The organism is Pseudoxanthomonas sangjuensis (genome assembly GCF_010211755.1).
In the GTDB taxonomy this organism is placed as follows: domain Bacteria; phylum Pseudomonadota; class Gammaproteobacteria; order Xanthomonadales; family Xanthomonadaceae; genus Pseudoxanthomonas_A; species Pseudoxanthomonas_A sangjuensis.
Window position 1 is genome coordinate 41,783 of record NZ_PDWR01000009.1, and the last position, 15,461, is coordinate 57,243.

The 15,461-nt window shown below is 69.1% G+C and carries 11 protein-coding genes; all 11 read left to right on the forward strand.

Annotated elements, in window-relative coordinates; translation table 11 throughout:
- Positions 1 to 228: 228 nt before the first annotated feature.
- The 11 genes from CSC71_RS06510 to CSC71_RS06560 all read left to right on the forward strand — a co-directional run bounded on the left by CSC71_RS06510 (position 229) and on the right by CSC71_RS06560 (position 15,419).
- Positions 229 to 1,014: a ParA family protein gene (locus CSC71_RS06510; RefSeq protein ID WP_162373552.1), complete on the forward strand. Its 786-nt coding sequence runs from the start codon at positions 229 to 231 to the stop codon at positions 1,012 to 1,014.
- Entirely contained in the window at positions 1,014 to 1,934 is a 921-nt protein-coding gene (locus CSC71_RS06515) for a ParB/RepB/Spo0J family partition protein (RefSeq protein WP_162373553.1), read from the forward strand. The genes CSC71_RS06510 and CSC71_RS06515 overlap by 1 nt, the downstream gene beginning before the upstream one ends.
- A gap of 61 nt (positions 1,935 to 1,995) precedes the next feature.
- On the forward strand, positions 1,996 to 2,175 hold the full coding sequence (locus CSC71_RS06520; RefSeq protein WP_162373554.1) for a hypothetical protein: 180 nt from the start codon (positions 1,996 to 1,998) through the stop codon (positions 2,173 to 2,175).
- The gene (locus CSC71_RS06525; protein ID WP_162373555.1) at positions 2,168 to 3,175 is read left to right on the forward strand and encodes an SDH family Clp fold serine proteinase; all 1,008 of its coding nucleotides are present in this window, start codon (positions 2,168 to 2,170) and stop codon (positions 3,173 to 3,175) included. The genes CSC71_RS06520 and CSC71_RS06525 overlap by 8 nt, the downstream gene beginning before the upstream one ends.
- Before the next feature lie 250 nt (positions 3,176 to 3,425).
- Entirely contained in the window at positions 3,426 to 6,101 is a 2,676-nt protein-coding gene (locus CSC71_RS06530; RefSeq protein WP_162373556.1) for a bifunctional acetate--CoA ligase family protein/GNAT family N-acetyltransferase, read from the forward strand.
- 235 nt (positions 6,102 to 6,336) lie between these two features.
- Positions 6,337 to 8,100 carry a DUF885 domain-containing protein gene (locus CSC71_RS06535; RefSeq protein ID WP_162373557.1) on the forward strand — a complete coding sequence of 588 codons (1,764 nt, stop codon included), beginning with the start codon at positions 6,337 to 6,339 and terminating at the stop codon, positions 8,098 to 8,100.
- A 211-nt stretch (positions 8,101 to 8,311) separates the two neighbouring features.
- Positions 8,312 to 8,548 (forward strand): 50S ribosomal protein L28, encoded by a 237-nt coding sequence (gene rpmB / locus CSC71_RS06540; protein WP_162373558.1) that lies wholly within the window; start codon positions 8,312 to 8,314, stop codon positions 8,546 to 8,548.
- Between the two features lie 11 nt (positions 8,549 to 8,559).
- Positions 8,560 to 8,724 (forward strand): 50S ribosomal protein L33, encoded by a 165-nt coding sequence (gene rpmG, locus CSC71_RS06545; RefSeq protein ID WP_162373559.1) that lies wholly within the window; start codon positions 8,560 to 8,562, stop codon positions 8,722 to 8,724.
- Positions 8,725 to 8,977: 253 nt separating this feature from the next.
- A complete protein-coding gene (gene cls / locus CSC71_RS06550) occupies positions 8,978 to 10,399 on the forward strand; it encodes a cardiolipin synthase (protein ID WP_162373560.1) in 1,422 nt (473 codons plus the stop codon).
- Between the two features lie 55 nt (positions 10,400 to 10,454).
- A complete protein-coding gene (locus CSC71_RS06555) occupies positions 10,455 to 11,840 on the forward strand; it encodes an FAD/NAD(P)-binding protein (protein WP_162373561.1) in 1,386 nt (461 codons plus the stop codon).
- A 129-nt stretch (positions 11,841 to 11,969) separates the two neighbouring features.
- Positions 11,970 to 15,419 carry a hybrid sensor histidine kinase/response regulator gene (locus CSC71_RS06560; RefSeq protein ID WP_162373562.1) on the forward strand — a complete coding sequence of 1,150 codons (3,450 nt, stop codon included), beginning with the start codon at positions 11,970 to 11,972 and terminating at the stop codon, positions 15,417 to 15,419.
- The last annotated feature ends 42 nt before the right edge of the window (positions 15,420 to 15,461 follow it).

Genomic DNA, 15,461 nt, shown 5'->3' on the forward strand with positions numbered 1-15,461 from the left:
AGCGACGAGAATCGAGCCGCGATACGCTTCGAACAAGCGCTGCGCACCCTGCATGTTCGCCACGGATTCCCGGCATTCCCTGCTCCGCCGAACCCTCACCCCAACCCCTCTCCCGAGGGGAGAGGGGCTTGTCCGGCTTCGACTTTGCCCCTTTCAGCCACTTACCGCCTGATTCCGGCCGCCGTCATCCCGCATAATCCCGCTTCCACCCGGTTCCAAGGCACCCGCATGGCCCGCATCATCGCCGTCGCCAACCAGAAGGGCGGCGTCGGCAAGACCACGACGTCCGTCAACCTCGCCGCCGCGCTGGCGCGCGCGCCGCTGCGCGTGCTGCTGGTCGACCTGGACGCGCAAGGCAACGCCACGATGGGCAGCGGCATCGACAAGCGCGAACTGGAAGCGTCCACCTGCGACGTGCTGATGGGCGAGGTCGAGGCGAAGGCGGCGATCGTGCGCACGCCGGAGGAATTCGACCTGATGCCGGGCAACATCGACCTGACCGCGGCCGAGATCGACCTGATGGAGAAGGAAGGCCGCGAGTCGCGGCTCAAGGCCGCGCTGGAACCGCTGCGCGGCGACTACGACTTCATCATCATCGACTGCCCGCCGGCGCTGTCGCTGCTCACGCTGAACGCGCTGACCGCGGCCGACGCGGTGCTGGTACCGATGCAGTGCGAGTACTACGCGCTGGAAGGCCTGTCCGCGCTGCTGGAAACCGTCGAGGCGATCCGCGGCCGGCTGAACCCGCGGCTGGAGATCGAGGGCGTGCTGCGCACCATGTTCGACGTGCGCAACAACCTGGCCAACGCGGTGTCGGCGGAACTGACGCAACATTTCGGCGACAAGGTGTTCCGTACCATCGTGCCGCGCAACGTGCGCCTGGCCGAGGCGCCCAGCCACGGCCAGAGCATCGTCGGTTACGATCGTGCTTCGCGCGGCGGCGTGGCCTACCTGGGCCTGGCCGGCGAAATCATCCGCCGGCAGAAAGAAAGAACGAAATCGGAGGCCCATTGATGTCCGCCCCCAAGCACACCCCCGTCGCCAAGAAGCGCGGCCTCGGCCGCGGCCTCGAGGCCCTGCTCGGCCCGGCCAAGGCCGCCGAGACGCCGCCGCCGGAAGCGCAGCCGGGCGAGACCCTGCGCAACCTGCCGGTGGACCGGCTGCAGCCGGGCAAGTACCAGCCGCGCACCGGCATGGACCCGGCCAAGCTGGGCGAGCTGGCCGAGTCGATCAAGGCGCAGGGGGTGATCCAGCCGATCGTGGTGCGCGAGCTGGCGTCGGGGAAATTCGAGATCGTCGCCGGCGAGCGCCGCTGGCGCGCGTCGCAGCAGGCCGGACTGAACGAAGTGCCGGTGGTGGTGCGCGAGCTCGACGACCGCACCGTCATCGCGATGGCGCTGATCGAGAACATCCAGCGCGAGGACCTGAATCCGCTGGAAGAAGCGCAATCGCTGCAGCGCCTGATCAACGAATTCTCGCTGACCCACGCCGAAGCCGCCGAAGCGGTGGGCCGCTCGCGCGCGGCGGTGTCGAACCTGCTGCGCCTGCTGGAGCTGCCGCCGGCGATCCGCACGCTGCTGGAGCAGCGCAAGCTGGAAATGGGCCACGCCCGCGCACTGCTGACGCTGGCGCCGGAGCTGGCCAGCAAGCTGGCGCACGAGGCCGCGGAACAGGGCTGGTCGGTGCGCGAAGTCGAGCACCGCGCGCAGCAGTTCGCCGCGGGCAAGGTGCCCACCGGCGCCAAGAAGGCCAAGTCCGGCAAGCCGGCGCCGCAGGCCGACATCGCCTCGCTGGAAACCGAACTGTCCGAATCGCTCGGCACCAAGGTCGTCATCGACCACGGCCGCGGCGGCAAGGGCAAGCTGGTGATCCACTACACCGACCTCGACACGCTGGACGGGGTGCTGGAGAAGTTGCGCGGAGAAAGAAAGTAATTTTGTGCTTGTCCTTGTTTTTCCGAGCTACGCGTTCGTCGTCTAGAGGAGGAAATAAGGCATGAATGATTTCGAGGAAAAACTTAAAAAGTTTCGGCTAGACGACGAGCGTCTCCAAGCGGCTATGCGGAGCGCCAAGTTCGTTCTCACTCAAAGCGAGCCACAAGCCTTTGTAGTGGAAACCGTTGTCGTTACTAAAGGCCGCGCCGAAATAATTAAGAAGGAAAAGTCTTATGTCTAACTGGTCCGAGCTGGTTAGGGAACTAGGACAGCTTGGCAGTGGATATGACATTCTTCGCCGGAAATACACGAAAGATTTAGCAGACTACACGGGAAGAAACGTCATCTGCTATTACAGTGGGTGGCTGCAAAAGCCTGAACTCGGCAATCTTTCTGCCGTTAATGACAATGACAAAAATGGCCTGATGACGGCTATAAATGGGCTAGATCCTAAGAAAGGCCTGGATCTTGTCCTACACACCCCTGGCGGTGATACAGCGGCAACGGAATCAATCGTCGATTATCTCTGGAGCAAATTCGGCAAGAATGTCCGCTGTTTTGTTCCACAAATGGCAATGTCTGCTGGCACGATGATCGCCTGCTCCACCAAGGAAATTTGGATGGGCAAACATTCGTCGCTTGGCCCGGTAGATCCGCAATTCGGATCCATTCCTGCTCATGGAGTTCTTGAAGAGTTTGAGCGTGCTTATAAAGAAATAATCGAGGATCCTCGCACAGTACCGATTTGGCAGCCGATACTAGCCAAATACCCCCCGGCGTTTATCGGCGAGTGCAAGAAGGCGGTTGATTGGTCAAATTCTTTAGTTGGCCAATGGCTGAAAAGAAATATGTTCTCACGCCGCAAGAATCCGGAAGAGACCATTGCCACTATCCTTCGCGAGCTTGGCGACCACTCTGTAAATTTCGCCCATAACCGACACTTGTCATTCGACAAGTGCAAAGAAATTGGCCTGCGGGTAGTTGAGCTTGAGTCTGATCAAGACCTACAAGATAAGGTCCTATCAGTCCACCACATCTACTATCACACGCTATCGAGCACCAACGCGTTTAAGATCATCCAGAACCACGATGGTTCTGCATTCATATTGCAAGCACAGCCGCAGATTGTCGTTGGGCAAATGCCGAATCGGCCTCAGCAAGTCGATGGCCAACAGCCTCCTCAGAACAGTCCACGTCAAGTCGAACCTGCCCCAATGGAAATTGACGCAGAACGACCCTGAGACTTGCTCTACGAATCTACGAGACAGCACCGGTAGAGCGGGTTTCAACCCGCCGCTTCTGCGATCTTCGCGTTGAACCCAACGGCGGGTCGTGACCCGCCCTACACAATGTTTGGGCTCGTCATTCCCGCTTTCGCGGGGATGACGTGAGTGGAGGAAACCCGCCGCACCCAGTCATTTGCGTCTAATCAACACGCCGTCCGCAGCTTGCGCTTAACATTGCCGACAGCCCGCAAGCGCGAGGAATGGCGTGAGCACCTACCGCCTCAAATCGGTCTTCCAGCCGCAGTCGGTGGCGATCATCGGCGGCAGCCCGCGCGAGCGTTCGGCCGGGCGCGCGGTGGCGCGCAACCTGCGCTCGTCCGGGTTCAAGGGACGGATCGGCTGGGTCAGCCCGAATTACAGCGAAATCGACGGCATCGCCACCGTCGCCCGCGTCAGCGGCCTGCCGTGGGTGCCCGACCTGGTCGTGGTCACCACCCCGGCCGGCATCGTGCCGAAGGTCGTCGCCGAGGCCGCCGCGCACGGCGCCGGCGCCGCGGTGATCCTGACCGCGATCGCGGACCCCGCGATCGCCGCGAAGGCGGGCGCCGCCGCGCGCGAACACGGCATGCGCCTGCTCGGTCCGCATTGCCTGGGCGTGATCGCGCCGCACGCCGCGCTCAACGCCAGCATCGCCGCGCACACGCCGCCGCCGGGCGACCTGGCGCTGCTGTCGCAGTCCAGCGCCATTGCCGCGGCGCTGGTCGAATGGAGTTCCACCCGCGCCGTCGGCTTCTCCGCGGTGGTGTCGCTGGGCGATGCGATCGACGTCGACTTCGCCGACCTGCTCGACCACTTCGCCGTCGATCCGCGCACCCGCGCGATCCTGTTGTACGTGGAGCAGATCCGAAACGCGCGCAAGTTCATGTCGGCCGCGCGCGCGGCCGCGCGCGCCAAGCCGGTGGTCGTGGTGAAGTCGGGGCGGCGCGGCCCGCCGCTCAGCTTCGACGACGTCGGCATGCGCGCGCTGGCGCAGCCGGACGCGGTCTACGCCGCCGCGTTCCGCCGCGCCGGCCTGTTGCAGGTCAATGCGCTGGACGAACTGTTCGCTGCCGCCGAAACCCTCGGCCGGCTGCGCACCTTCCCCGGCCGCCGCCTCGCCATCCTCGGCAACGGCGGCGGCGTCGGCGCGCTGGCGCTGGACCAGTTGCAGCGGCTCGGCGGCACCGCGGCCGGGCTGTCGCCCGACACCGTCGCCAAGCTCGACAAGCTGCTGCCGGACGGCTGGTCGCGCGAGAACCCGGTCGACATCGTCGTCGACGCCGACGGCGTGCGCTACGCCACCGCGGTCGAGGCGTTGCTGGCGGACGCGGAAAACGACGCGCTGATGGTGATCAACGTGCCGACCGCGTTCACTTCGTCGGCGGAAGCGGCGCAGGGGCTGGCCGGCGCCATCGCGAAGAAGAAGGCCGGCAAGCCGGTGTTCGCAGTGTGGCTGGGCCGCGACGACGCGACCCTGGCCGCGCTCAACGCCGCGCGCGTGCCCAGCTACGCCACCGAAGCCGACGCGATCAGCGGCTTCATGCACCTGGTGCGCTACCGCGAGGCGCAGACCGCACTGATGGAAACCCCGCCGAGCCTGCCGCAGGATTTCGCGCCCGACGTCGCCGCGGCGCGCGCGATCGTGCGGGACGCGCTGGCCAGGGGCGGCGGCCAGCTCGACGCCGGGGCCACGCTGCGCCTGCTCGCCGCCTACGGCATCGCCGCCACGCCGGTGGCCGCGGTGGCCGACGCCGACGCGGCGGCGCGGGCGGCCGGGCCGTTGCTCGCCGCCGGCAAGGCCGTGGCGGTGAAGATCCACTCGCCCGACATCGCCCACAAGAGTACGGTCGACGGCGTGCGCCTGAACCTCGCCACCGCGCAGGCGGTGCACGACGCCGCCGTCGACGTGCTGAAGCAGGCGCGCGAGAAGCGCCCGGATGCGCGCATCGAAGGCGTCGTCGTGCAAGCGATGGAAGAGCGCCCGGAACGCCGCGAACTGATCGCGGCGATCGCCGACGACCCGCTGTTCGGGCCGGTGATCGTGTTCGGCCGCGGCGGCACCGCGGTGCGGGTGATCGACGACCTGGCCCTGGCGCTGCCGCCGCTCGACCTGCGCCTGGCGCACGAACTGATCGACCGGACCCGCGTGTCGCGCCGCCTGAAGTCCTACCGCGGCATGCCCGCGGTCGACGAGCGCGAGATCGCGCTGGTGCTGGTCAAGCTGGCGCAGCTGGCCGCCGACCTGCCGGAAATCCGGCAATTGAGCCTGAACCCGCTGCTGGCCGACCGCCACGGCGCGGTCGCGGTCGACGCGCGGGTGATCGTCGAGCCGATGCCGGCGCTGCACAAGGGCCGCGGCCACCCGCGCTTCGCGATCTTCCCGTATCCGCAGGAATGGGAGCGCCACATCGAACTGGCCGACGGTTCGCCGGCGTTCGTGCGCCCGGTGCGGCCGGAGGACGACGCGCTGTTCCGCGAATTCTTCACCCATGTCAGCGAGGAAGACCTGCGCCTGCGCTTCTTCCAGTCGGTGAAGCACTTCAGCCACGAATTCATCGCGCGCCTGACCCAGCTCGACTATGCGCGCTCGATCGCGCTGGTCGCGCTGGACGCGGACGGCGCGATGCTCGGTGCGGTGCGACTGATGGCCGACGCCAACTACGAGAAGGGCGAGTACGGCATCCTCGTCCGCTCGGACCTGAAGGGCCACGGCATCGGCTGGCGGCTGATGACGATCATGATCGAATACGCAGGCTGGCTGGGCCTGCGCGAGGTCGACGGCCAGGTGCTGCGCGAGAACCGCGGCATGCTGGCGATGTGCGAGCAACTCGGCTTCGACATCCGCCCCGACCCCGACGACCCGGGGTTGATGGAGGTCAGGTTGCCGGTGGGAAGGGCGTGACATCTCGTCCCTTCTCCCTCCGGGAGAAGGTGGCGCGAAGCGCCGGATGAGGGTTCGGCGAAGCCGGCCATGCGCGAATTCCCGCGCCACGACGATATGCGCAATCCCGCCTGTTGAAACCATGTCGCGAGTTCGAGCTTTCCTGCTCCGCCGAACCCTCACCCCAACCCCTCTCCCGATGGGAGAGGGGCTTTTTGGTGCGATGATTGCTCGTCCTCTGCGCCGCTACGTTTCCATGACCCGACCGCTGTTCCTGCTGGCTCTCCTGTTCGCGGCCATTCCCCTCGCCCGCGCGCAGGAGTCCGGCGCCGACGCCGCGTTCCGCGCCATCTACGAAACCGAATGGGCCTGGCGCCAGGCCGAACTGGGGCAGGCCGACGAGGACAGCGACTCCACCGGCAACAACCCGCACCTGCCCGACGTCGGCCCCGCGGCGCAGGCCGCGCGCCGCGCGAAGTGGGAAGCCGTGCTGGCGCAGCTGGACAAGCTCGACATCGCACGGCTCTCGCCCGAGAACCGCATCAACCTGGCGATCTACCGGCCGCAGGTCGAGAACCTGATCGCCGAGGTGCGCTTCCGCGCCTACGAGATGCCGTTCAACGCCGACAGCTCGTTCTGGTCGAACCTGGGTTTCATGGCGCGCGCGCCGATGCAAGACGCCGCCGCGCTGCGCGCCTACATCTCGCGGCTCAACGACGTGCCGCGCTACTTCGACCAGCAGATCGGCAACATGCGCGCCGGATTGAAGCGGGGCTTCAGCGTGCCGCGCGCGGTGCTGGACGGCCGCGACGTGTCGATCGCGGCGGTCGCGGAGCTGAAGGACCCGGCCCAGTCCGCGTTCTACGCGCCGTTCACGAAGTTGCCGGCGCGGATTCCGGCCGAAGCGCAGGAACAGCTGCGCGCCGAAGCGAAGGCGGCGATCTCCGGTTCGGTGATCCCCGCCTACGCGAAGCTGCTGGCCTTCTTCCGCGACGAGTACGTGCCGCAGGCGCGCACCACCCTCGCCGCCGAGGCGATGCCGGATGGCAAGGCTTTCTACCGCCAGCAGATCCGCGAATACACCACGCTCGACCTGTCGCCGGAGGAAATACACCGGATCGGCCTCGACGAAGTGGCGCGCATCCAGTCCGAAATGGACGCGATCATCAAGCAGGTCGGCTTCAAGGGTTCGTTCGCCGATTTCCTGGCGTTCCTGCGCACCGACCCGCGGTTCTACGCGAAGACGCCGCAGGAACTGCTGGACCGCGCCGCGTGGATTGCCAAGCGCGTCGACGGCGAGATCGGCAAGCTGATCGGCACCCTGCCGCGCGGGCGCTTCGCGATCGTGGAAGTGCCGCCGGACATCGCCCCGTTCTGGACCGCCGGCCGCGGCGGCGTCGACACCTACTGGCTCAACACCTACGACCTGCCGTCGCGCCCGCTGTACAACCTGCCGGCGCTGACCCTGCACGAATCCTCGCCCGGGCATTCGCTGCAGGGCGCGCTGGCCGAGGAACAGGGCGCGCAGCCGGACTTCCGCCGCAAGAACTACATTTCCGCCTACGGCGAGGGCTGGGGCCTGTATGCGGAAAAGCTCGGCGAGGAGATGGGCATCTACCAGACCCCGTACGAGGAGTTCGGCCGCCTGACCTACGAGATGTGGCGCGCCTGCCGGCTGGTCATCGACACCGGCGTGCACCACTACGGCTGGAGCCGCGTGCAGGCGCAGGCCTACCTGCGCGAGCGCACCGCGCTGAGCGAGCACGAGGTCACCACCGAGGTCGACCGCTACATCTCCTGGCCGGCGCAGGCGCTGAGCTACAAGCTGGGCGAGATCGCGATCGTGCGCCTGCGGGCCGAGGCCGAGAAGGAACTGGGGCCGAAATTCGACGTCCGCGCCTTCCACGACGCCGTGCTCAGTCAGGGCTCGGTGCCGCTGCCGGTGCTGGAAAGCCAGATCCGCGCGTTCATCGCCCGGGCCAAGGCCGCCCCGGGCGGCGCGGCCAGGACCGCGCCGTGACCCGCCGGCGCCCTGCCGTCGCAGCCGCCCCCGAGACGGGACCGGCCGATCCGGCGTAAGTGTTTGCATGGAAAGGAAAACCCGGGCATAATGCACGGCTCGCTGCGTCCGCCCCGGCCGGGTTCCAGTCCCCGGGTGAGTTAGCCGCAGGCCGAGGCCGCCGTTTCCCGGGCTATGGGAGACACCCACACATTCGAGAAGGTGCACAACGATGTCCCGCGTATGCCAAGTTTCCGGCAAGCGTGTGCAGACGGGCAACAACGTCTCCCACGCCAACAACCGTACCCGCCGCCGCTTCCTGCCCAACCTGCACGAGCGCCGCTTCTGGGTCGCCAGCGAGAACCGCTGGGTCAAGCTGAAGGTTTCCGCGCACTCGCTGCGCACCATCGACAAGGTCGGCATCGACGCCGTCCTGGCCGAGCTGCGCGCGCGCGGCGAGAAGATCTGAGGAGATAGGACATGGCAGGCAAGCGCGACAAGATCAAGCTGGTGTCCACGGCCGATACCGGCCACTTCTACACCACCGACAAGAACAAGAAGAACACCCCCGGGAAGATGGAAATGAAGAAGTACGACCCGGTGGTGCGCAAGCACGTGATCTACAAGGAAGCGAAGATCAAGTGACGCCGCGGCGCGTTCGCTTGGCGAACGCCTTTGCCGCCGCGCCATCCCCGCGAAAACGGGGATCCGGTTCCGCGAGGAAACCCGCCGCAAGGCGGGTTTTCTTTTGGGCGCGCGGAATCCCCGGGGTCGAAATCGCCGTTCGCCCGCCTCCGACGCCCCCTCTCCGCCAGCAGCGACGGGAAGGCGGTTCGACCCAAATTTTCGCGCGGGCTGGCAGAATCGCCGCCATGCCGACCCCGCCCGGCCCCGCGCGATGACGGATTTCACCTGGTCGCTCAGCACCTGGCTGCTGGTCGTGGACTGGGTCGTGCGCCTGGCTTCGTTGCTGTGGATCCCGGCACGGACCAACCCGGCGGCCGCGCGCAGCTGGCTGCTGCTGATCGCCTTCGTGCCGCTGCTCGGCCTGCCGCTGTACCTGCTGTTCGGCCACCCGTGGCTGTCGCGCGAACGCATCCGCCGGCAGGCGCTGGCCTCGCAGGTGATCCGCGAGCAGCAGGCGCCGCTCAGGCACCTGCGCTGGACGCCCGGAGGCGACGGCGCCGATGCCGAAATGGTGCCGCTGGTCGAGCAGCTCGGCGACTTCATGCCGACCCACGGCAACGCGATCGAACTGCTCGACGACTACGACGCTTCGCTGCGCGCGCTGATCGACGACATCGACCGCGCGCGGCAGCGCGTGCACCTGCTCTATTACCTGATGTTCGACGACGCGGTCGGCGACGCCATCGCCGCCGCGCTGAAGCGTGCCGCCGCACGCGGCGTGCAGTGCAGGCTGCTGCTGGACGCGGTCGGCGCCAAGCGCGGCCTGCGCCGCTACGCCGCGGAACTGCGCCTGGCCGGCGTGCAGGTGCACGACCTGCTGCCCGGCGGCCTGCGCTGGCGCCGCAGCGGGCGCATGGACCTGCGCAACCACCGCAAGGTCGCGGTGATCGACAACGACGCGGCCTACGTCGGCTCGCAGAACCTGGCCACCGCGGAATTCGTGCCCGGCTTCCCCAACCGCGAACTGGTCGCGCGCGTGCGCGGGCCGGCGGTGGCGCACCTGGAGGCGGTGTTCGCCAGCGACTGGTTCATCGAGACCGGCGAGCGCCTGGAGGTCGCGCCGACCGCGCCGGTGCAGCACGCCGACGTCGCCGCGCAACTGCTGCCGAGCGGCCCGGCGTATCCGTTCGCGAACGCGCGCGACACGGTCAACGCGCTGATCCACCTGGCCAAGCGCCGGCTGGTGCTGGTCACGCCGTACTTCGTGCCGGACGACGCCACGCTGAGCGCGCTGCGCATCGCCGCGCTGTCCGGGGTCGAGACGCAGCTGATCCTGTCGGCCAGCAACAACCAGCGGCTGACCGCGTGGGCACAGGAGTCGTACTTCGAGGAACTGCTGGCCAGCGGGGTGAAGATCGCGCTGTACCGCCCGCGGTTCCTCCACGCCAAGCACCTGAGCGTGGACGACGGCATGGCGCTGGTCGGCTCGATCAACCTCGACATCCGCTCGTTCGCGCTGAACGCGGAGATCGGCCTGCTCTGCTACGACCGCGGCGTGGTCGCGCGGATGCGCGAAATCGAGGCCTCGTACCTGGCCGATGCCGACTCCGTGTCGCTCGCGGCGTGGAAGGACCGCCCGGCGTGGCGGCGCAGCCGCGAGGGGTTCGCGCGGCTGATGGATTTCCTGATGTGAGTGATTCCCGTTCTTCCCGACGGCCGCAAGGCCTTCTGCCCCCTACAATGTGCCGATGACGGACGGAGCGGACGACGCGGTTTTCGACATCGCCATCATCGGCGGCGGCGCGGGCGGCGTGCTGACCGCGATCCACGCGCTGCGGCTGGCACGTACGCCGGCGCGCATCGTGCTGGTCGAACCCTCGCCGGTGCTGGCGCAGGGCGTGGCCTATGCGACCCGGCACGCGGAGCACCTGCTCAACGTGCCGGCGCGCGGCATGAGCGCGTTCGACGACCGGCCGGGCGACTTCGTCGATTTCCTGGCGGCCGGCGCGGCGGAACGCGACGCACTGGCCGGACGCTACGCCGAACGCCGCCGCTACGCCGACTACCTGCGCACGCGGCTGGAACAGGCGCGGCAGGCGAGCGCGGCGACGCTGCGGGTCGTGCAGGACCGCGCCGCCGGACTCGGCTTCGCCGACGACGGATCGATCGAACTGGAGCTGCACGGCGGCGCGTCCCTGCGCGCGCGCGGCGCCGTGCTCGCGATCGGCAACACGCCGCGGCCGCTGCCGGCGCGCGGCGCGGGCGCGCTGCCCGCGTCCAGGCTGCTGGCCGCCTGGGATTACGACGCGATCAAGGGCATCGACCACGACGCCGACGTCTGCGTCGTCGGTTCCGGACTGAGCATGGCCGATGCGCTGATGAGCCTGGCCGACAACGGCCACCGCGGCGAGCTGCACGTGCTGTCGCGCCACGCACTGCTGCCGATGGCGCACGCGGCGACGCCGGATTCGGCCGATTTCGACATCGAACCGCTGCTGGCGATGGGACTGCGCGGGCGGGTGCGCGCGCTGCGCGGGCACGCGCACGGCGGCGCCCGGAACGGCCTGCCGTGGCAGGCGGCGATGGAGCGCCTGCGCCCGCACGGGCAGGCGCTGTGGCAATCGCTGCCGTCCGGCGAGCAGCGCCGCTTCCTGCGCCACGTCGTACGCCATTGGGACGTGCACCGCCACCGCATCGCGCCGCAGGTGCATGCGCGGATCGAGGGACTGCGCGAAAGCGGCCAGTTGCGCGTGCATCGCGGCCGCCTGCGCCACGTGATCGCGCAGGGCAACTGCGTGCGCATGGGCTGGCAGCAGCGCGACGGCAGCCTGCGCGAATTCGACGTCGACGTGCTGGTCAACGCCACCGGCGTCGAGTTGCGCGCACAGACCATGCGCAACGCGCTGCTCGACGGCCTGCTCGGCCATGGCCATGCGCGGCCCGGCCCGCACGGCATCGGCGTGGACACCGCGCCCGACGGCCGCGTGCTCGACGCCGGCGGCCGCGCGCAGCCGCGGCTGTACGCGCTGGGCAGCCTGCGCATCGGCAGCCTGTGGGAAAGCATCGCGGTACCGGAACTGCGCGGGCAGGCGGAAGCCGCGGCGCGCGCGCTGCTCGGGCAAGGCAAGGAGTGAGCGGAGAGGAGTGAGAAACGAGCGGGAGCGCAGACCCCTTCCTCGCTTCTCACTCCTCTCCGCTCACTTCTCCTGTCCCATCCGCCCCGGCGTAGAATCCGGGCGGTGCCGGCGCCGGAGGGGGCGTTCTTGTCGAGTTGGGTGCTGCTGCTGGTTTCGATCGGCTACGCCGCGCTGCTGTTCGCCGTGGCGTGGTGGGGCGACCGCCGCCCGCTGTACCCGGACCGGCCGTGGCTGCGCCCGGTGGTGTACAGCCTGGCGCTGGCGGTGTACTGCTCGTCGTGGACCTTCTACGGCGCGGTCGGCAGCGCGGTGCGCAACGGCATCGGCTACCTGCCGATCTACCTCGGCCCGCTGCTGTTGCTGCTGTTCGGCTGGCGCATCATCGAACGGCTGGCGCTGATCGCGCGCAGCCAGAACACGGTTTCGATCGCCGACTTCATCTCCTCGCGCTACGGCCGCTCGCGCCGGCTCGCCGCGCTGGTCACGCTGATCGCGCTGATCGGCGTGGTGCCGTACCTGGCGCTGCAGTACAAGGCGGTGGCGCTGAGCCTGGGCGCGCTGACCGGGCAGGGCGCCGGCGACACCGGCTTCTTCACCGACCCGGCGCTGTACGTGGCGCTGCTGATGGCGCTGTTCGCCGCGCTGTTCGGCACCCGCCAGGTCGACGCCACCGAGCACCACCACGGCATGATGCTGGCGATCGCGCTGGAGTCGATGGTCAAGCTGCTGGCGATGGTCGCGATCGGCGTGTTCGCGTACTTCTGGCTGGGCGGCCCGGTGCGCGTCGGCGACGCCGCGCGCACGCTGTTCCAGAACGCGCCGCCGGTCGGCTTCCTGACCCAGACCCTGCTCGGCTTCCTCGCCATCGTCTGCCTGCCGCGCCAGTTCCACGTGGCGGTGGTCGAATGCAGCGAAGTCGGCGACATCCGCCCGGCGCGCTGGCTGTTCGGCGGCTACCTGCTGCTGATCTCGGCGATGGTGGTGCCGATCGCCGCCGCCGGCATGCGCCTGTTCGGCGGCGAAAGCGCCGGCGCGGCCGACACCATCGTGCTGACCCTGCCGCTGAACGCGGGCAGCGACGCGCTGGCGCTGGTCGCCTACGTCGGCGGCTTCTCCGCCGCCACCGGCATGACCATCGTCGCCAGCATCGCCCTGTCGACGATGGTCAGCAACGACCTGGTGATGCCGCTGCTGCTGCGCCGCAACCTGGCCGCGCGCCAGGCCGCCGCCGACGTGGCCACGCTCGTGCTGTGGATCCGCCGCGCCGCGATCGCGCTGCTCGCGCTGTGCGCCTACGCCTACTACCGCAGCAGCAGCGGCAACGAGAGCTCGCTCGCCTCGTACGGCCTGATCGCGTTCGCCGCGGTGGCGCAGTTCGCACCCGGCCTGCTCGGCGGCCTGTACTGGCGCGGCGCCAGCCGCCGCGGCGTCGAAATCGGCATGCTGGTCGGCTTCGCGGTGTGGGTGTACACGCTGCTGCTGCCGACGCTGTCGGCATCGGGCTGGCTCGGCCCGCAATGGCTGCAGACCGGGCCGTTCGGCCTGCACTGGCTGCGCCCGCAGCAGCTGTTCAACCTCAGCGGCTGGGACCCGCTGACCCACGGCACGTTCTGGTCGCTGCTGGTCAACGCCGGCACGATGATGCTGGTCTCGGCGCGCTGGCGGCCCAGCGTCGACGAGCGCCTGCGCATCGCGCCGTTCCTCGACCCCTACGCGCAAAGGCAGGCGCTGGTGCCGAGCGAATGGCCCGGCAGCGTGCGCGTGTCCGACCTGCTGTCGCTGGCCGAGCGCGTGGTCGGCGAGCGCCACGCGCGCCGCGCCTTCGCCGAGCAGGCCGCGGCGCTGAACCGCGAGCTCAAGCCGGACGCGCCGGCCGACCGCGTCTGGGTGCAGTTCACCGAACGCCTGCTCGCCGCGGCGATCGGCGCGGCGTCGGCGCGGCTGGTGCTGACCAGCGTGCTGCACGGCTCGGGCATGGAGCTGGGCGAAGTGGTCGCGGTGCTCGACGAGGCCGGGCAGGAACTGCGCTTCAACCGCGAGATCCTCTCGACCACGCTGGAGAACATCTCCGCCGGGGTCAGCGTGGTCGACCCGAACATGCGCCTGGTCGCCTGGAACCGCCGCTACCAGCAGATGTTCGGCTACCCGGAAGGCATGCTCTACGTCGGCCGCCCGGTCGCCGACCTGATCCGCTACAACGCCGAACGCGGCGAGCTGGGCGAGGGCGACGTCGAGGAGCACGTGCGCAAGCGCATCGCGCACATGCGCGCCGGCACCCCGCACGTGTTCGAGCGCGTGCGCAGCGACGGCCGCGTGGTCGAACTGCGCGGGCAGTCGCTGCCCGGCGGCGGCTACGTGACCAGCTACAACGACGTCACCGACTTCAAGCGCGCCGAAATCGCGCTGCGCGAGGCCAACGAGACGCTGGAAATGCGCGTGGCCGAGCGCAGCCGCGAGGCCGAGGCCGCGCAGCAGTCGAAGACTCGCTTCCTCGCCGCGATCAGCCACGACGTGCTGCAGCCGCTGAACGCGGCGCGGCTGTTCACCAGCGCGCTGCGCGAGAGCGACGAGCCCGGCGAGCAGCGCCACCTCGCCGAACGCATCGACGCCTCGCTGCGCGCCGCCGAGGAGCTGCTCGACGGCCTGCTCGACGTGTCGCGGCTGGATACCGGCAGCCTGCACATCCAGCTCGGCGACTTCGACGCCGGCGAACTGCTGCGCGAACTGGCCGCGCAGTACGCGCCGGTCGCGGCCGGCCGCGGCCTCGACCTGCGCGTGCACGCGCGCCGCGTGCCGGTGCGCAGCGACCGCCGCCTGCTGCGCCGGGTGCTGCAGAACTTCATCGCGAACGCGCTGCGCTATACCCGCCGCGGCCGCATCGTGCTGGGCCTGCGCGCGCACGGCGACGACGTCGAGCTGCAGGTCTGGGACACCGGCCCCGGCATCCCCGAGCAGCACATGCGGCAGATCTTCGTCGAGTTCCACCGCTTCCAGCAGCCGTTCGACTGGGGCGAGCAGGGCCTGGGCCTGGGCCTGTCGATCTGCCAGCGCATCTCGCGCCTGCTCGGCCACGAGTTGAACGCGCGCAGCGCGGTCGGCAGCGGCAGCATGTTCTCGATCGCGGTGCCGCGCGCGGCGGCGATCCAGCCGCTGCCGGCACCGGCGCGGCGGCTGGAAGCGCTGGCCAACGACAGCCTCGAAGGCCTGCGCGTGCTGTGCGTCGACAACGACAAGGAAACCCTCGACGGCATGCGCGCGCTGCTGGGCCGCTGGAAGGTCGAGATCCTGACCGCGACCACGGTCGACGAAGCGCTGCAGCGGATGCAAGAAGCGCCGGCGGTGATGCTGGTCGACTACCACCTGCACGACCGCCTCGACGGCCTCGATGCGCTCGACGCGTTACGCGCGGCCAGCCCCGGCCCGGTGGTCGGCGCGCTGCTGACCGCCGACGGCCGCGACGAACTCAAGCGCGAGGCGCGCGCGCGCGGCGGTTACCGCCTGCTGACCAAGCCGGTGAAACCGGCCTCGCTGCGCGCCTTCCTCGCCGCCGCGCAGAGCCAGGCGGTCGGCGCCTGAGCCCGGGGCTTCCTCACGAATCTTCCGGTTCCGATCCGCCCC